Below are 16,282 nucleotides of genomic sequence, written 5' to 3' on the forward strand. Positions count from 1 at the left end.
AAAAAGAAATGAAAAGATTTATAAATAAAATTGGAATAACGCTTTTTACACTCGTTTTAATAATAAGTTTAACAAACTGTAGTGCTATTCAAAATGCGAATAACAAACAAAAAGGAGCTGTTATTGGCGCGACAGGTGGTGCTATTTTAGGAGCTATTATTGGTAATAATGTTGGTAAAGGTGGTAATGGTGAATTAGGAGCTGTTATTGGTGGTGTTGTTGGTGGAGGTGCCGGTGTTCTTATTGGAAACAAAATGGACAAACAAGCGCAACAAATAGAAGAAGAAATTCCAGGTGCTCAAGTAGAACGTGTAGATAATGGTATTGTGGTAACTTTTGATGAAACTAGCGGTGTGTATTTCGATACAAATAAATATAATATCAATAGTGCATCAAAAGCAACATTAAATAAATTAATTGGTGTTTTTAAAGAATATCCAGATACTAATATTTTGGTTGTTGGCCATACAGATAGTCAAGGATCTGAAGATTATAACATGACACTGTCTAAAAATAGAGCCTATGCCGTAACGAATTATTTATCACAAAACGGTATATCGAGTGGAAGACTTACAACCAACTGGTTTGGTGAAACACAACCACTTTATGATAATAATACAGCAGAAGGACGCGCTAAAAACAGACGTGTAAATATTGCTATTTTACCAAATGAAAAAATGGTGCAAGACGCTAAAGCACAAGCAGGCAATTAAAAGATAATGTTATACTTGGATAAATCTCGATTTCAATGTTATCTTGAAATCGAGATTTTTTTTACAATAATTTCAAGATAAATTAATTAATAGTATCGTTAAAGAAGAGAGAAGAGATTAACGTTTATGAATACTCATCAAAAAACAATAATCTGATTTATATCATGTTATAAACAAAAACTAGATATTACTTTTAGCAACGTTAAAGAATATAAGTTAGAAATCTTAACAAAAAAATAAAACAAATGGTATCAAACATTATCCAAGAAGCACTAAATAAACAAATTAGAATAGAAGCAGAATCGTCTCAAATTTATTTAGCCATGGCCTGTTGGGCAGAGGTTAAAGGACTTGAGGGAATTGCTACTTTTATGTACACCCAGTCTCAGGAAGAACGAGACCACATGCTTAAACTAATTAAGTTTGTGAATGAACGTGGCGGACATGCCAAAATTTCGCAACTTGATGAACCCGAAATAGAATTTGAAACCATTAAAAGCATGTTTGAACTTCTTTTGAAACATGAAATTTTTGTATCTACAAGTATTAATGAATTGGTCGATATTACACTAAAAGAAAAAGATTACGCCACACATAACTTTTTACAATGGTACGTTTCTGAACAGATTGAAGAAGAAGCCGTAGCACGTACTATTTTAGATAAGATTAATATGATTGGAGACGATAAAGGCGGGTTATATTTATTTGATAGAGACATTCAACAACTAAGCGTTGTAAGTGCCGCATCTCCTCAAGGAGGCGCTGTTTAAAGTTTAATATACTCAGGTTTTGGGCAAAAAAAAGGACAAAAAAGCGATTAAAAAATTAAAAGAACTTGGTGTTATTTCTTCTAATAAAACCAAGAAAGAGTGCTGTAATAAATACAAAAAGAAGAAAGGGCACCGGTGCTCGAAGTGCCCTTGTTTCGATTTGATAAAAAAAGTAGCCTAAGAATTTAAAAAAATGAGCCAAAAAGTGAGATACTTTTCTAACTTGCGGCTCATTTAATTTTTTAAGTCATGCAACTTATACAATTTATTGCCAGCCAAACGCAGCTTCCAGAACCTTCTATCAAAAATACTGTTGAGTTATTAAACAGTGATTGTACGATTCCGTTTATTTCGCGTTACCGAAAAGAGCGCACTGGTAATTTAGATGAGGTTCAAATAGGTGATATTGTAAAATTTAAAGAACAATTTGAAGCCTTAGAAAAGCGTAAAACAACCATTTTAAAAGCTTTGGAAGAACAAGATGTTTTAACGCCTGAATTAAAACAAAAAATTGAATCTGCTCAAGATATTACAACACTTGAAGATTTATATTTACCCTATAAAAAAAGCCGAAAAACAAAAGCCGAAACTGCTAGAAAAAACGGACTAGAGCCTTTGGCAAAAATCATCATGAGTCAGAATGCCAATGATGTTGAATCGATTGCATTAAAATATGTGAAAGGCGAGGTAAATTCGGTTGAAGAAGCTTTAGAAGGAGCCCGCCATATTATTTCTGAATGGGTGAATGAACGCACCGATGTTAGAAACAACATTCGTCGTCAGTTAGAACGTTTTGCCATGATTTCCACGAAAGTAGTAAAAGCGAAATCAGACGATGAAAATGCTCAAAAATTTCGAGATTATTTTGATTGGTCTGAGTCGTTAAGTCGTATTCCATCACACAGATTATTAGCCATTTTAAGAGCTGAAAAAGAAGGGTTCATTAAAGTTAAAATCGAAATTGATGACGAGAAAGCGCTTTCTAACATTGAAGATAGAATTATTCGTTCTAATAATGCATGTTCAGAACAGATTCAATTAGCTATTCAAGATGCTTATAAGCGTTTGGTGTTTCCAGCATTATCAAACGAGGCGCTTCAAAATGCTAAAGAAAAGGCCGACGAATCTGCTATTACTGTTTTTGCAAAAAACTTAAAACAATTATTGTTAGGTTCGCCAATTGGTGAAAAACGGGTTTTGGCTATCGACCCAGGATTCAGAACGGGCTGTAAAGTGGTTTGTTTAGATGCTCAAGGGCAATTAAAATATAACGAAACCATTTATCCGCATCCACCAAAGAGCGACGCTATTGGCGCTATGAAAAAAATAAGCTCCTTGGCCGATGCTTATAAAATTGAAGCCATTGCCATAGGAAACGGAACGGCATCGCGAGAAACAGAAGCTTTAATACGGAAAGTTCATTTTAAAAATGATGTTCAGGTGTTTGCGGTGAGTGAAGCCGGTGCGAGTATTTATTCGGCATCAAAAATAGCCAGAGAAGAATTTCCAAATTATGATGTTACCGTGCGAGGATCTGTGTCTATTGGAAGACGTTTGCAAGATCCGTTGGCAGAATTAGTAAAGATTGATGCAAAATCCATTGGTGTTGGGCAATATCAGCACGATGTCGATCAAACCAAACTTCAAAAATCCTTAGATATGGTTGTTGAAAATTGTGTAAATGCTGTTGGTGTAAACATCAATACAGCCAGTAAACCGCTGTTGAGCTATGTATCTGGTATTGGACCCAAGTTAGCAGAAAATATTTTTGAATACCGAAATGAATATGGCGCATTTACCTCGAGAAAAGACATTAAAAAAGTGCCACGATTAGGTGATAAAGCTTTTGAGCAAGGCGCTGCGTTCTTACGAATTAAGGAAGCAAAAAACCCGTTAGATAATTCGGCTGTACACCCCGAAAGTTATGATATTGTTGAAAAAATGGCAAAGGATTTAGGTAAATCGGTTCAAGATTTAATAGAGAACAAAGAACTACTTAAAATGATTCCTTTGAAAAATTATGTTTCAGATGCTGTCGGTTTGCTTACGCTTGAAGACATTATTAAAGAACTTGCAAAACCGGGTTTGGATATTCGAGAACAAGCTAAAGTATTTACGTTTAATCAAAACATCAAAACGATTAATGATTTACGAGAAGGGCAGTTGCTTCCTGGCATTGTGAATAATATTACCAATTTTGGATGTTTTGTTGATATCGGCATTAAAGAAAGCGGACTCATTCACGTTTCAAATTTAGCCGATGCTTTTGTAAAAGATGTGAATGAACATGTAAGTTTGCATCAACAAATAATTGTAAAAGTATTGGAGGTTGATATTCCACGAAAGCGTATTCAATTAAAATTACATAGATAAAAAAAAGCGAACCCATGGGTTCGCTTTTTTTATGAAAACAATACTAAATTTATTGATTCATATGTCTTATTTCGTAAATAAACGTCTCTAAAGTTGCACCACTTGCAACAACCGTTAATGCCTTATCAACAATATATCTTACGTTTACAGCGTGAAATCCTAGTCCGACTCCTATTTTATTTAAGAGTTTAAGCTCATTTTCACCATGTATTTGATCTACATGCACCATACGTACCAAGTCGTATAAACGTTCTAAACGCTGGTCGTAAGACACGGGTGGATTAATAGGATGCGATTGGTAATTTTTTAGAATGTCTTTATAGTCACCTTCATCAATATCTAAATTTTTAGCTAATCTATCTAAAAAGGCTTTTTCTTCTGGTGTAATAATCCCATCGGCCATAGCTACACGAACAATAGCGGCAAAATGATCTTCATTTCGCTTTTTAAACCCGCTATCAAATAAATCTGAAATTGACATCTACTTTTATTTTTAATGCTGCAAACCTACATATTTTTTTCGTTTTTTTAACAAAAAAATATGTTTGTTATTTTAGTTTGCAAACAAAATTTTTTGTTTACCTGTTAGGTTTTATAAGTTGTTCTAACTAAAAAAAGTACTCAATAATTGAAACAATCTATTATATAAAAATAACAAATCTAAATTCATTTTTAGTAATTCTTAAACTATATTTGCCGCACTATTACTTTAAAAAACAGGTAATACTAATCGCAACAAACGTATTTAGTTGAGTAAAACAGTTTTGTTACAAACGTATTCACGGGTTTTGCAATCGCAAAATCTTCAAATGGCTATTGCCAAAAATCAAGGTAATACCCACCTTAAAGGGTTAGTTGGCTCATCGCTTTCCTTTATTATTTCAAATGTTTTTAAACAAGTAGAAAAGCCGTTTTTACTAATTTTTAATGATAAAGAAGAAGCGGCTTTTTATTTGAATGATTTAGAGCAATTGTGCGACGATAAAGATGTGTTTTTTTACCCCGGAAGTTACCGTAGGCCCTACCAAATTGAAGAAACTGATAATGCTAATGTGTTATTAAGAGCTGAAGTTTTAAATAGGATAAATTCGCGTAAAAAACCGGCGATTATTGTGACCTATCCCGATGCACTTTTTGAAAAAGTGGTTACCAGAAAGGAACTGGAACGTAATACTTTAAAAATTGCTATTGGTGACAATCTCTCCATTGATTTTGTAAACGAAGTACTTTTTGAGTATCAGTTTAAACGCGTGGATTTTGTTACAGAACCAGGTGAATTTTCTGTGCGTGGTGGTATTGTTGATGTCTTTTCTTTTTCGAACGACGAACCGTATCGCATTGAATTTTTTGGCGATGAAGTCGATAGTATACGTACTTTTGACGTTGAGACCCAATTATCTCTTGAGCAAATAAAAAAGATTAGTATCATTCCCAATGTAGAAAATAAATTTTTAGATGAGCAGAGAGAGAGTTTTTTAAAATATAGCAAGCAAAAGACAGTCGTGTTTTTTAAAAATGCCGACTTGTTCTTTTCGAGAATAGATGATTTTTATTCAAAAGCAGAAGAGGCTTTTAAAAGATTATCGACAGATATAAAGCATGCAGAACCTAGTGAATTATTTTGTAATTCTTTGCTTCTTAAAAAGCAATTATCAGATTTTAATTTAGTTGAATTTGGAAGTGTTTCTACGCTTCAAAAAACCGTCATTGCGAGCGAAACGAATCAAACTCTAAACGAAATTAGTTTCAATACTGTTCCGCAACCAACCTTCAATAAACAATTTAACTTACTTATTGAAAATTTAAATTCCAATTACGATAATGGATTTACCAATTATATCGCTTGTGTAAGTGAGCAACAAGCGAAACGATTTCATGACATTTTTGACGATTCACATCTCGAAGTAAAACCCTATAAAACTATTGTATTGTCCTTGCATCAAGGCTTTGTGGATAACGAAAATAAGGTGGTTTGTTATACCGATCATCAAATCTTTGAGCGCTATCATAAATTTCATGTTAAAAACGGTTATGCTAAAAAACAAGCCATCACCTTAAAAGAGCTGACTAATTTAGATATTGGTGATTACGTGACGCATATAGATCATGGTGTTGGTCGTTTTGGTGGGCTACAAAAAATAGATGTCGAAGGCAAAAAGCAAGAAGCCATTAAGTTGGTTTATGGCGAGCGCGATGTGCTGTATTTAAGCATCCATTCACTACATAAAATCACTAAATTTAATGGTAAAGATGGCAAGCCACCAAAAATATATAAACTTGGAAGTACCGCTTGGAAAACCTTAAAAGCCAAAACAAAAGCGCGCGTAAAACATGTGGCATTTAACTTAATTAAGTTGTACGCAAAGCGTAAAACCGAAAAAGGCTATCAGTACAATCCAGATAGTTATATGCAACACGAATTAGAGGCTTCTTTTATTTACGAAGACACCCCAGATCAAAGCACAGCAACTGCCGATATTAAGGCCGATATGGAAAGCGAGCGCCCTATGGATCGTCTTGTGTGTGGTGACGTTGGTTTCGGGAAAACCGAAGTCGCTATTCGAGCCGCTTTTAAAGCCGTTGATAACGGAAAACAAGTGGCCGTGTTGGTGCCTACCACTATTTTAGCCTATCAGCATTCACGCACATTTTCAGAACGCTTAAAAGATTTTCCTGTAACTGTCGATTATTTAAACCGGTTTAGAACCGCAAAAGAGAAAAGAGAAACTCTAGAAAACCTTGAAAACGGAAAGGTTGATATTATTATTGGGACACATCAATTGGTTAATAAAAATGTAAAGTTTAAAGATTTGGGACTTCTTATTGTAGATGAAGAACAGAAATTTGGCGTCGCCGTAAAAGAAAAACTAAAGACTTTAAAAGACAATGTTGATGTGTTGACCTTAACCGCAACACCAATCCCAAGAACACTGCAGTTTAGTTTAATGGCTGCGCGCGATTTATCAGTTATCACTACACCTCCACCAAACAGATATCCTATCGAAAGTCATGTGATTCGATTTAACGAAGAAACCATTCGTGATGCCATAAGCTATGAGATTGAGCGCGGCGGACAAATTTTCTTTATTCACAACCGTATTGAAAATATTAAGGAAGTTGCAGGCATGATTCAGCGTTTGGTGCCCGATGCTAAAATAGGTATTGGTCATGGCCAATTAGATGGCAAAAAATTAGAACAATTGATGTTAGCCTTTATGGATGGTGCTTTTGATGTTTTGGTAAGTACCACCATTGTAGAAAGCGGATTGGATGTACCTAACGCCAATACTATTTTTATTAATAATGCCAATAATTTTGGATTGAGCGATTTACATCAAATGCGAGGTCGTGTGGGTAGAAGTAATAAAAAAGCATTCTGCTATTTTATTACACCCGAATATTCAGCAATGACTGATGACGCCAGAAAACGTATTACTGCCTTAGAGCAGTTTACTGAACTAGGCAGTGGTTTTAATATCGCTATGAAAGATTTAGAGATTCGTGGTGCTGGCGATTTATTGGGAGGTGAACAAAGCGGATTCATCAATGAAATAGGTTTTGATACCTATCAGAAAATATTAAATGAAGCGATTGAAGAATTAAAAGAAAATGAGTTTAAAGATTTATATCAAGACGATTCTGTTGAAAAAGAATACGTGAAAGATATTACGATAGATTCCGATTTTGAATTGCTATTCCCAGATGATTACATCAATAATATTTCAGAACGTTTGAGCCTGTATTCACAGTTGAACACGATTAAAGATGAAGAAGGACTTAAAACTTTCGAGGCACAACTTATAGATCGTTTTGGAGAGCTGCCAGTTCCTGTGATAGATTTATTAGATAGTGTAAGAATTAAATGGATTGCTAGTAAAATTGGTTTCGAAAAATTGATTATGAAGCATGGTAAACTAGTCGGCTATTTTATTAATGATCAACAAAGTAGTTTTTATCAAAGTAAAGCCTTTACAAAAGTGCTGCAGTTTGTACAAGCAAATCCTAACAGTTGTAAAATGAAAGAAACTCAAACGCGCAATGGTTTACGGTTATTACTTACGTTTGAATCAGTTAAATCAGTTCGGCAAGCTTTAACAAAATTACAACCTATTGTGGCTTGATTATTGCGGATATTTAAATAAATTTATAGCATGTTAAAACAAATTATAGTTTCGGTTTTTTTATTACCTAGCGTGTTTTTTGCACAACATACCATTAAAGGAACATTTACCAATGCAGAAGATTATAAGCATGCACTATTATACAAAATATTGCCTGTTTCAACTGAATATGTTACAAGTTCTGAGGTAAAAAAGGATGGAAGTTTTGAATTACAACTGGATTCTACGGTTGCGCCAGGCATGTATAAAATTGTATATGCCATTCCTAAAGACGAGTACAGTTTTGATGTTATTTATAATGGTAAAGAAGATATTGAACTGACTTTCGATTCAGAAAAAGGAATAAGCTATCAACAATCTACTGAAAATAAATTAATGTCGAATTATTCAAGTAGCATGACTAAGATTAGCCAAAGTATAGGCAATTTTTACAGACAACAAAGTACGGATACTTCTGCTTTAATGAATATCTTCAAAACCCAACGCGAGACTCAGAAAAACTTTGAAGACGCCGCTAAAGGAGCTATCGCACTTGAGTTTATAAAAGCTAATAGGCCTTATATTCCAAATCAGTTTGAAGATATAAAAACGTATATAGGTAATTTAGAAAATCATTTTTTTGATAATGTAGATTTTAATAATAAAACACTTCAAAGTTCGAGTTTTTTGTCGGATCGTATGTATAACTATGTGCTTGGAATGACGACTAGTGGGGATGATAAATTAGATTCGTATAAAAAGAATATTGATGCTTTTTATCTAGCCATGAAAGACGCTCCAATAATTATTAAAAGTAGCTTATTATTGCAGTTATGGGAAAAAATGCTAGACTTGGAGGAAGAAAGTGTTGCCAACTATATTTCTGATGCCTATTTATTAGATATTGCAAAATCATTAAATGATCAAGTTCTTGTAAATGGCTTGTTGCAATTTAAAAAAACATCACTACAAAGTAAAGCACCCGATTTTAGTTTAGATGGCACTGATAATGGGAAAAGGCTTAGTAGTTTAAACGGGTCAGACTATTATGTTGTTGTTTTTTGGAGTAGTGAGTGCTCACATTGCTTACATGAGATTCCAATTCTTGAATCGTACATAGAAACATTACCCAAAGGAGATGTTCAAGTGGTAGCTGTTGGTTTAGAAGACGATGATAAAAATTGGTCTAAAAAAATTACGGATTTTCCAGACTTTATTCATGTCCTAGGTTTAGGTAAATGGGATAATAAAATAGGAGATGATTATAACGTTACCGCAACGCCTACTTATTTTGTTTTAGATAAAGATAAACGTATTATTGCTAAACCAGACACGGTTGAAGATTTGAAATCGTTTTTTGATAAAAAGCATCTTTAAAAGTGATAAAATGCATTTTCTAAATGTTCAATTTTAAATTGCTTTCCTTGTTTAACAATACCAATAATATCAAAGCGAACTTCAATATCTAATTCGTTAACAATAACATATTCATTAACAGCTTTTACTAAACGCTGAATTTGTTTGGGTTTAACAAAATCCTGCGGATTTCCAAAGTCGGAAGTCGATCGAGCTTTTACTTCAATAATGGCAAGAACATTTTCTTTTTGGGCGATGATATCTACTTCAGCCTTATCAAAACGATAATTGCGCTCCACAATATCATAGCCCTTTTCAATCAGAAAATTAACGGCTAGTTGTTCGCCTTTTTTACCAAGTTCGTTGTGTTGTGCCATTTTAATTTATCAAAACTAAAGATACATAAAAACAATATTCAAATTTCAAGTAATTTTTAGTCTTGTCTAAAAATATTTTTATATGTAAGTAAATATATGTACATTTGAACCATATTTCTATAATATGGTTACATTATCTGAAGAGAATTATTTAAAGGCCATTTATCATTTAGGTAAGCAAGGTAAGGAAGCGGTTAGCACAAACGCCATTGCTGAGCATATTGAATCTAAAGCATCCTCAGTAACCGATATGATTAAAAAATTAGCTACCAAAAATTTAGCCAATTATATTAAATATCAAGGTGTTAGTTTGACCGAAGAAGGTAGGTTAGCTGCTGCATTAGTTATTAGAAAGCATCGTCTTTGGGAAGTGTTTTTAGTAAATAAACTTAACTTTTCTTGGGATGAAGTTCATGATATAGCCGAACAGTTAGAGCATGTTAAATCATTGCAATTAGTTAATAAACTAGATGCTTTTTTAGAGTATCCAACACATGATCCACACGGCGATCCCATTCCAGACAAGGATGGAAATTATTCACCTATAAAAAGCATTAATATTTTAGAAATAGATACAGGAAAAGAAGGCACTTTGTCATTTGTAAAAGATTCCTCAGATGTGTTTTTAAGATATTTAAATAAAAACAATTTGGCTCTTGGAGATACTATTAAAGTATTAGATTTTGAGCCTTTTGATAATTCTTTAACGATAGAAACAACCACTAAAAAGATGATCATTTCAAAAGAAGTAGCACAAAATTTATATTTAAGCGTGTAAGATGACTACATACAATCCCATATCGGCATTAATTCTGTTTTTTGTTATTGCAGTATTGCTTTTTGTTTTGTTTAGACCAATAAAAGGTTGGTTTTGGATTCTGAAAAAGAATTTTGGAAGTAATGAGAAAACCATTATTGAAGACATCTTAAAACAGTTATACCATTTTGAAAATTCAGGTAATAAAGTAGATATGAAAACCTTGGTTCAGGTCTTGGGTTTTAATCATACCAGGGTTGTAGATGCCATAAAAAAAATGACGATTAATGATTTGATATATTTTGAATCTGATATCTTAAAATTAACAGATACCGGAAGAGAATATGCCCTTCGGATTGTACGGGTTCATCGATTATGGGAGCGTTATTTGGCAGATAAAACAGGGTTTAGTAGATCAGAATGGCACGATCGAGCAGAGTCGATGGAACATGTCCTAACTCATGATGAAGCAGAGCAGTTGTCAGTTCGTTTGGGTAATCCTAAATTTGATCCACATGGAGACCCTATTCCAACTAAAACAGGTAAAGTAGCTCAAGTAAATGGAGTAGAATTACCCTTATTACCTGTAAATTCTATAGGAAGAATAACGCATATAGAAGATGAGCCCGAGGTTATTTACAAACAAATTATTGCTGAAAAAATTCATATAGGATCCCTTGTTAGAGTGGTTGAAAATAACGCGACGCGTATTGTGTTTTTATCAGAAGGCGAAGAATTTAAATTAGCACCTATTGTAGCGGCTAATTTAACGGTGGCACCTATTGAAAATGAAGTTGTTGTTGAAGATAATATTGCAAGATTATCAAGTTTAGATGAACATGAAACTGCAAAAATTATTGGGATATCAAAAGAAAGTAGAGGAGAAAGCAGAAGACGCTTGTTAGATTTAGGCTTTGTAAAAGGAGCGAATATTAGCATCGATCTAATGAATCCGTTGGGAGAACCACACGCATATTTAATTAAAGGAACGTCGATTGCATTACGAAAAGATCAAGCGGCAAAAATCCTTATTAAAAGAGACTAAATTATGGAAACAAAAATAAAAAGTGCTTGTGAAACTTGCGCTCATTTTAACGCAGAAGGGTTAAAAAAATTAGGAATCCATACAGATGATTTTGATTTTGTAGTGGCTTTAGCTGGAAATCCTAACACAGGAAAAAGCACGGTTTTTAATGCCTTAACTGGGCTGCGACAGCACACAGGAAATTGGCCCGGTAAAACAGTGACCAGAGCTGAGGGTGGTTTTGAATACAATACACAAAAGTTCAAATTGGTAGATTTGCCAGGAACGTATTCATTGCTTTCAACGTCTGAAGATGAAGAGGCTGCTAGAGATTTTATTTTGTTTGGAAAACCTAATGTCACGGTTATTGTTGCTGATGCGAATAGGTTAGAGCGCAATTTAAATTTAGTTCTTCAAATTTTAGAAATTACCGATAAAGCAGTATTGTGTTTAAATTTAATGGACGAAGCTAAACGCAATCATATTTCTATTGACGAACGAACATTGGCTCGCGATTTAGGAATACCAGTGGTTCCAACGAGTGCTCGATTTAATAAAGGAATTCCAGAACTTATTCAAACGATTAGTGATATTGCAAATGGGACCATTGTATGTAAACCACATCGCATAAAAAGTGTTCCTGATAACATAGATAGAGCAGTAAAAAAATTAACAACAGAGATTGAAAAAGAGTTTCCCGGTATTCCTAATAGCCGATGGATTGCCTTTAGGTTACTTGAAGGCGATACTCAAATAATTAATGCGTTAAAGTCAGGAGAACTCGTTTAAATTTTTTCAAATGAACAAAAAAAATATCGATTCTATTATTGAATTATCTAACGAATTGCGTTGGCAAATTGGTGATGACTTTCACGATAATCTAACAGAAAGTATTTATGCAGATGCTTCAGAAATTGTAAAAGACACCGTGCAATCTGATACGTCTAACAAACGATTTCGATTAGATGCTAAAATAGATAAGATTGTAACGAGTAAAGCATTTGGGTTTCCTATTATGTTTTTAGTTTTAGGAGTTGTATTATGGATTACCATTGTTGGAGCAAATTATCCATCATCATTACTAGCAAATGTATTGTTAGATACCATTCATCCAGCATTAAAAAATGGAGCCGCTAGTATCAATATGCCATGGTGGCTGTCTGGGTTTTTAATTGATGGTGTTTATTTAGCGGTGGCATGGGTTGTGGCGGTGATGTTGCCTCCAATGGCTATCTTTTTCCCCATGTTTACATTGCTTGAAGATTTTGGGTATTTGCCTCGTGTTGCTTTTAATTTAGATGCGTTATTTAAAAAATCAGGAGCACATGGAAAACAAGCATTAACTATGAGTATGGGGTTTGGGTGCAATGCTGCAGGGGTGGTTGCAACACGAATTATTGATAGTCCCAGAGAACGTTTAATAGCGATTATTACTAATAATTTTTCGCTTTGTAACGGACGGTGGCCCACACAAATATTAATTGCAACTATTTTTATAGGAGCTATTGTTCCTGAGTCGTTGTCGAGTGTAGCATCGTTATTAGCTGTTATTGGAATAGCTGTTTTAGGGATGGCATTTATGTTTACTGTATCATGGGCATTGTCAAAAACGGTTTTAAAAGGAGAAGTCTCGACGTTTAACTTAGAATTACCACCTTACAGACCACCACGTTTTTGGAAAACTATTTACACGTCGTTAATTGATAGAACCTTAATTGTATTATGGCGCGCTGTAGTATTTGCAGCGCCTGCTGGGGCAGTTATTTGGTTAATCTCTAATATTTATATTGGTAATGAAACTATTGCGGCTTGGGCTATAGATTCTATGGATGGTTTTGGATTTCTTTTAGGACTAAATGGTGTTATATTGCTAGCTTATATTGTGGCCATTCCTGCTAACGAAATAGTGATTCCCACTATTTTAATGCTGACGGTGTTGGTTACAGGAACTTCAGGCGGTGCTGGAGCAGGTGTCATGTTTGAATTAGACTCTATGAATGCTACTGGAGATTTATTAAGAGCAGGTGGTTGGACGTTGTTAACAGCCATTAATTTGATGTTATTTAGTTTATTACACAATCCATGTAGTACCACCATTTACACCATTTATAAGGAAACAAAAAGCTTAAAATGGACAGTTTTTGCTTCTATAATGCCAGTGATTTTAGGGTTTGTGGTTACGTTTTTAGTAGCTCAAATTTGGAGACTTATATTTTAAAAAAAGAAGGTTTAATGGCAACCGCAATCATCATCGCCACAAGCCTTTTTAGAGTTCTTTTTTTTCAAGAAAAATTTTGTAATTAAAAATCCTATAGCTAAAACTAGAGCTGTAATTGCTAATATATTTTGGATAAATGGATTCATAATTATATGAGTCGTTTTTATGAGCGTTATTTTACAAAAATAATAGGTTTATTTCAAGACTTGAAATGCAATAAGGGCGACAATATAGGCAAAGCCACTCATAATAATTAATTGAAGCGCAGGCCATTTCCAGCTATTGGTTTCTTTTTTAACAACCGCTAGGGTACTCATGCATTGCATGGCAAATGCATAAAACAATAAAAGCGAAATTCCAGAGGCAAAATTAAATAGAGGTCCTCCAAGAATGGGGTTTATTTCACCAGCCATTCTATTTTTAATCGTTTCTTCCTGGTCACTACCAACACTATAAATAGTAGCAAGTGTACCAACAAACACCTCACGAGCCGCAAAACTACTTACAATAGCAATTCCTATTTTCCAATCGTATCCTAAGGGACGTATTGCAGGTTCAATAGCACGTCCTGTTAAACCAATATAGGAGTGCTCAAGTTTATGAGAAGCTATTTTTTGATGCAATTCTTCAGCACTTAAATTTTGATTAGCATATTCTTTTTTAGTGATGGTTTCTGCATCATTAAAGTTTTCGCCTGGGCCATAAGAGGCTAAAAACCATAGGACTATTGAGATAGCTAAAATAATTTTACCGGCACCGAACACAAATGCTTTTGTTTTTTCTAAAACCGTAATGGCTACATTTTTTATTAGAGGTAATTTATAATTGGGCATTTCAACAACAAAAAATGTTTTACTTTTTATTTTTAGCACTCTGTTTAAAATATAGGCTGATATGATTGCTGCTAGAAAGCCAATAAGGTATAAAAACATAAGGGTTAGTGCCTGATAACCAAGACCAAAAATTCGTCCTTCAGGGATGACTAAAGAAATGATGATTAAATATACAGGAAGCCGTGCCGAACAGGTAATAAAAGGCGTTACTAAAATGGTTATGAGACGTTCTTTCCAACTTTCAATATTTCTGGTGGCCATAATAGCTGGAATAGCACAAGCGGTACCCGAAATAAGCGGGACAATACTTTTTCCGCTTAAGCCAAAACGACGCATAATTCTGTCCATTAAAAATACCACGCGACTCATATAGCCACTTTCTTCTAACACTGAAATAAATAAAAATAAGAATGCTATTTGAGGTATAAAAATAATTATACCTCCAAGGCCTGGAATAACACCTTCGGCAAGCAAATTAGTAAAAGCTCCTTTTGGCAATTGGGTTTTTGTCCATTCACTTAAGACGGCGAACGTCTTATCAATAAAATCCATGGGCACACTAGACCAATCGTAAATGGCTTGAAAAATGGTTAGTAAAATCACAAAAAATATGAGATAGCCCCATATTTTATGAGTGATAATTCTATCAAACTGCATTCTTAAATCTTTGGCACTGGCAATATCAATAGTCTGCCCTTTTTTAAGAACATCATTTATAAATTGGTAGCGTTTTATCGTTTCTTTCTGTTGTAAGCGTTTTAAATCTGCTTTACTTTTAGTTTTAAAATTAGTAACCGCATCAATTTCGTTTCTATCTGCTTTTCCAAAGTTTACATCTTGAGTAATAACAAGCCAAAGTTTATAAAGAAGTTGGTTTGGGAAAGCTGTTTTTAAATTTTCAAAATAATTTTTATCAATTTCAGAAAGGTCTATGCAATGATTTATTGAGAGTTCTTTATAGTTGGTAATTAAACTTTTAAGCCTATCAATACCTTGTTTTTTTCTTGTGCTTACTAAAGCAATTTTAGTTTTAAGGCGTTCTTCAAGATAGTTTAAATCAAGAGAAATTCCTTTGTAATCCATTCTATCAGCCATGTTAATAACCAAAATGGTAGGTATTTCTAGATCTTTAATTTGTGTGTAAAGTAATAGGTTTCGTTTTAAATTTTCAACATCGCTTACAACTACGGCAACATCAGGAAAATCCTTATCATTTTTATTTAAAAGCAATTCAATAACCACATTTTCATCAAGCGAAGAAGCATTTAAACTATACGTTCCAGGTAAGTCAATAATGTGTGCTTTAACGCCACGAGGTAATTTGCAAATACCTTCTTTTTTTTCAACCGTTATGCCTGGGTAGTTACCAACCTTTTGGTTTAAACCTGTTAGAGCGTTAAAAACCGATGTTTTTCCGGTATTAGGATTTCCTATTAAAGCAACATTTATTTGCTTACTCATACGCTATTTTTTTAATTAAAATATGAATAGCGGTCTCCTTTCTAATAGCTAAATGTGTTCCGTTTATGTTTAAGTACATGGGATCTTGAAAAGGAGCAACTTGAACAAGTTCTACATAGTTTCCAGGTAAACAACCCATTTCTAGGAGTTTTAATGGAATATGAATAGACGATACGTCTGTAATGACACAGCGTTCTCCGCGTTTTAAATTTGCTAAATTGTCTTCCAAGCTTATTTAGATTGATTTTAAAGAAGCAAAAGTAATGTAAAATTTCAGGCTAAAAAAATAGTTAACAAAAA

12 protein-coding genes and 1 pseudogene are annotated in these 16,282 nt (G+C 33.8%); 8 read left to right on the forward strand and 5 right to left on the reverse strand.

Translation table 11 applies throughout. From position 1 onward, the window contains the following. The first annotated feature begins 8 nt into the window (after nt 1–8). The 3 genes from G5V56_RS01575 (at nt 9) to G5V56_RS01585 (ending at nt 3,856) form a co-directional block, all read left to right on the forward strand. A complete protein-coding gene (locus G5V56_RS01575; protein ID WP_166960249.1) occupies nt 9–713 on the forward strand; it encodes an OmpA family protein in 705 nt (234 codons plus the stop codon). A gap of 245 nt (nt 714–958) precedes the next feature. Further along, nucleotides 959–1,483 (forward strand): ferritin, encoded by a 525-nt coding sequence (locus G5V56_RS01580; protein ID WP_166960252.1) that lies wholly within the window; start codon nt 959–961, stop codon nt 1,481–1,483. Nucleotides 1,484–1,732: 249 nt separating this feature from the next. Beyond that, nucleotides 1,733–3,856, forward strand: a complete 2,124-nt coding sequence (locus G5V56_RS01585; protein ID WP_166960255.1) for a Tex family protein — start codon at nt 1,733–1,735, stop codon at nt 3,854–3,856. A 49-nt stretch (nt 3,857–3,905) separates the two neighbouring features. Here the strand turns inward: G5V56_RS01585 and G5V56_RS01590 are convergent, their stop codons facing one another. Further along, nucleotides 3,906–4,337: a tellurite resistance TerB family protein gene (locus G5V56_RS01590; protein ID WP_166960258.1), complete on the reverse strand. Its 432-nt coding sequence runs from the start codon at nt 4,335–4,337 to the stop codon at nt 3,906–3,908. Between the two features lie 268 nt (nt 4,338–4,605). On the opposite strand from G5V56_RS01590, the gene mfd reads away from it, so the two are divergent. Next, nucleotides 4,606–7,977: a transcription-repair coupling factor gene (mfd, locus tag G5V56_RS01595; protein WP_166960261.1), complete on the forward strand. Its 3,372-nt coding sequence runs from the start codon at nt 4,606–4,608 to the stop codon at nt 7,975–7,977. 30 nt (nt 7,978–8,007) lie between these two features. Next, nucleotides 8,008–9,333, forward strand: coding sequence for a TlpA family protein disulfide reductase (locus G5V56_RS01600; RefSeq protein ID WP_166960264.1), 1,326 nt, complete (start codon nt 8,008–8,010; stop codon nt 9,331–9,333). On the opposite strand, the gene G5V56_RS01605 is transcribed toward G5V56_RS01600, so the two are convergent. Continuing rightward, complete coding sequence (locus G5V56_RS01605) at nt 9,330–9,689, reverse strand: YraN family protein (RefSeq protein ID WP_166960267.1); 360 nt, start codon at nt 9,687–9,689, stop codon at nt 9,330–9,332. The two genes, G5V56_RS01600 and G5V56_RS01605, sit on opposite strands and share 4 nt — an antisense overlap. A gap of 124 nt (nt 9,690–9,813) precedes the next feature. Here G5V56_RS01605 and G5V56_RS01610 point away from each other — a divergent pair, with 124 nt between their 5' ends. From G5V56_RS01610 to feoB (G5V56_RS01625), 3 genes and pseudogenes are all read left to right on the forward strand, one after another. Next, nucleotides 9,814–10,467 (forward strand): metal-dependent transcriptional regulator, encoded by a 654-nt coding sequence (locus G5V56_RS01610; RefSeq protein WP_166960270.1) that lies wholly within the window; start codon nt 9,814–9,816, stop codon nt 10,465–10,467. Nucleotide 10,468: 1 nt separating this feature from the next. Further along, a complete protein-coding gene (locus tag G5V56_RS01615) occupies nt 10,469–11,491 on the forward strand; it encodes a metal-dependent transcriptional regulator (protein ID WP_166960277.1) in 1,023 nt (340 codons plus the stop codon). A 15-nt stretch (nt 11,492–11,506) separates the two neighbouring features. Next, nucleotides 11,507–13,688 (forward strand): annotated as a pseudogene (gene feoB / locus G5V56_RS01625) (ferrous iron transport protein B). Nucleotides 13,689–13,699: 11 nt separating this feature from the next. On the opposite strand, the gene G5V56_RS01630 reads toward feoB (G5V56_RS01625), so the two are convergent. From G5V56_RS01630 to G5V56_RS01640, 3 genes are read right to left on the reverse strand one after another with little or no spacing between them, the layout of a single operon-like run. Then, a complete protein-coding gene (locus G5V56_RS01630; protein ID WP_166960294.1) occupies nt 13,700–13,834 on the reverse strand; it encodes a FeoB-associated Cys-rich membrane protein in 135 nt (44 codons plus the stop codon). 48 nt (nt 13,835–13,882) lie between these two features. Further along, nucleotides 13,883–15,982, reverse strand: coding sequence for a ferrous iron transport protein B (gene feoB, locus G5V56_RS01635; RefSeq protein ID WP_166960298.1), 2,100 nt, complete (start codon nt 15,980–15,982; stop codon nt 13,883–13,885). Beyond that, nucleotides 15,975–16,211, reverse strand: a complete 237-nt coding sequence (locus G5V56_RS01640) for a FeoA family protein (RefSeq protein ID WP_166960305.1) — start codon at nt 16,209–16,211, stop codon at nt 15,975–15,977. Before G5V56_RS01640 ends, feoB (G5V56_RS01635) begins: the two co-directional genes overlap by 8 nt. Nucleotides 16,212–16,282: the final 71 nt, after the last annotated feature.

It is taken from the genome of Yeosuana marina (genome assembly GCF_011762485.1).
Lineage (GTDB): Bacteria > Bacteroidota > Bacteroidia > Flavobacteriales > Flavobacteriaceae > Yeosuana > Yeosuana marina.

Bases quoted from the DNA above. Each gene is read 5' to 3' on its own strand.
- feoB (WP_166960298.1), bottom strand. From the start codon at position 15,982: ATGAGTAAGCAAATAAATGTTGCTTTAATAGGAAATCCTAATACCGGA.
- G5V56_RS01590 (WP_166960258.1), bottom strand. From the start codon at position 4,337: ATGTCAATTTCAGATTTATTTGATAGCGGGTTTAAAAAGCGAAATGAA.
- G5V56_RS01600 (WP_166960264.1), top strand. From the start codon at position 8,008: ATGTTAAAACAAATTATAGTTTCGGTTTTTTTATTACCTAGCGTGTTT.
- G5V56_RS01580 (WP_166960252.1), top strand. From the start codon at position 959: ATGGTATCAAACATTATCCAAGAAGCACTAAATAAACAAATTAGAATA.
- G5V56_RS01615 (WP_166960277.1), top strand. From the start codon at position 10,469: ATGACTACATACAATCCCATATCGGCATTAATTCTGTTTTTTGTTATT.
- G5V56_RS01605 (WP_166960267.1), bottom strand. From the start codon at position 9,689: ATGGCACAACACAACGAACTTGGTAAAAAAGGCGAACAACTAGCCGTT.
- G5V56_RS01610 (WP_166960270.1), top strand. From the start codon at position 9,814: ATGGTTACATTATCTGAAGAGAATTATTTAAAGGCCATTTATCATTTA.
- G5V56_RS01585 (WP_166960255.1), top strand. From the start codon at position 1,733: ATGCAACTTATACAATTTATTGCCAGCCAAACGCAGCTTCCAGAACCT.
- G5V56_RS01575 (WP_166960249.1), top strand. From the start codon at position 9: ATGAAAAGATTTATAAATAAAATTGGAATAACGCTTTTTACACTCGTT.
- G5V56_RS01630 (WP_166960294.1), bottom strand. From the start codon at position 13,834: ATGAATCCATTTATCCAAAATATATTAGCAATTACAGCTCTAGTTTTA.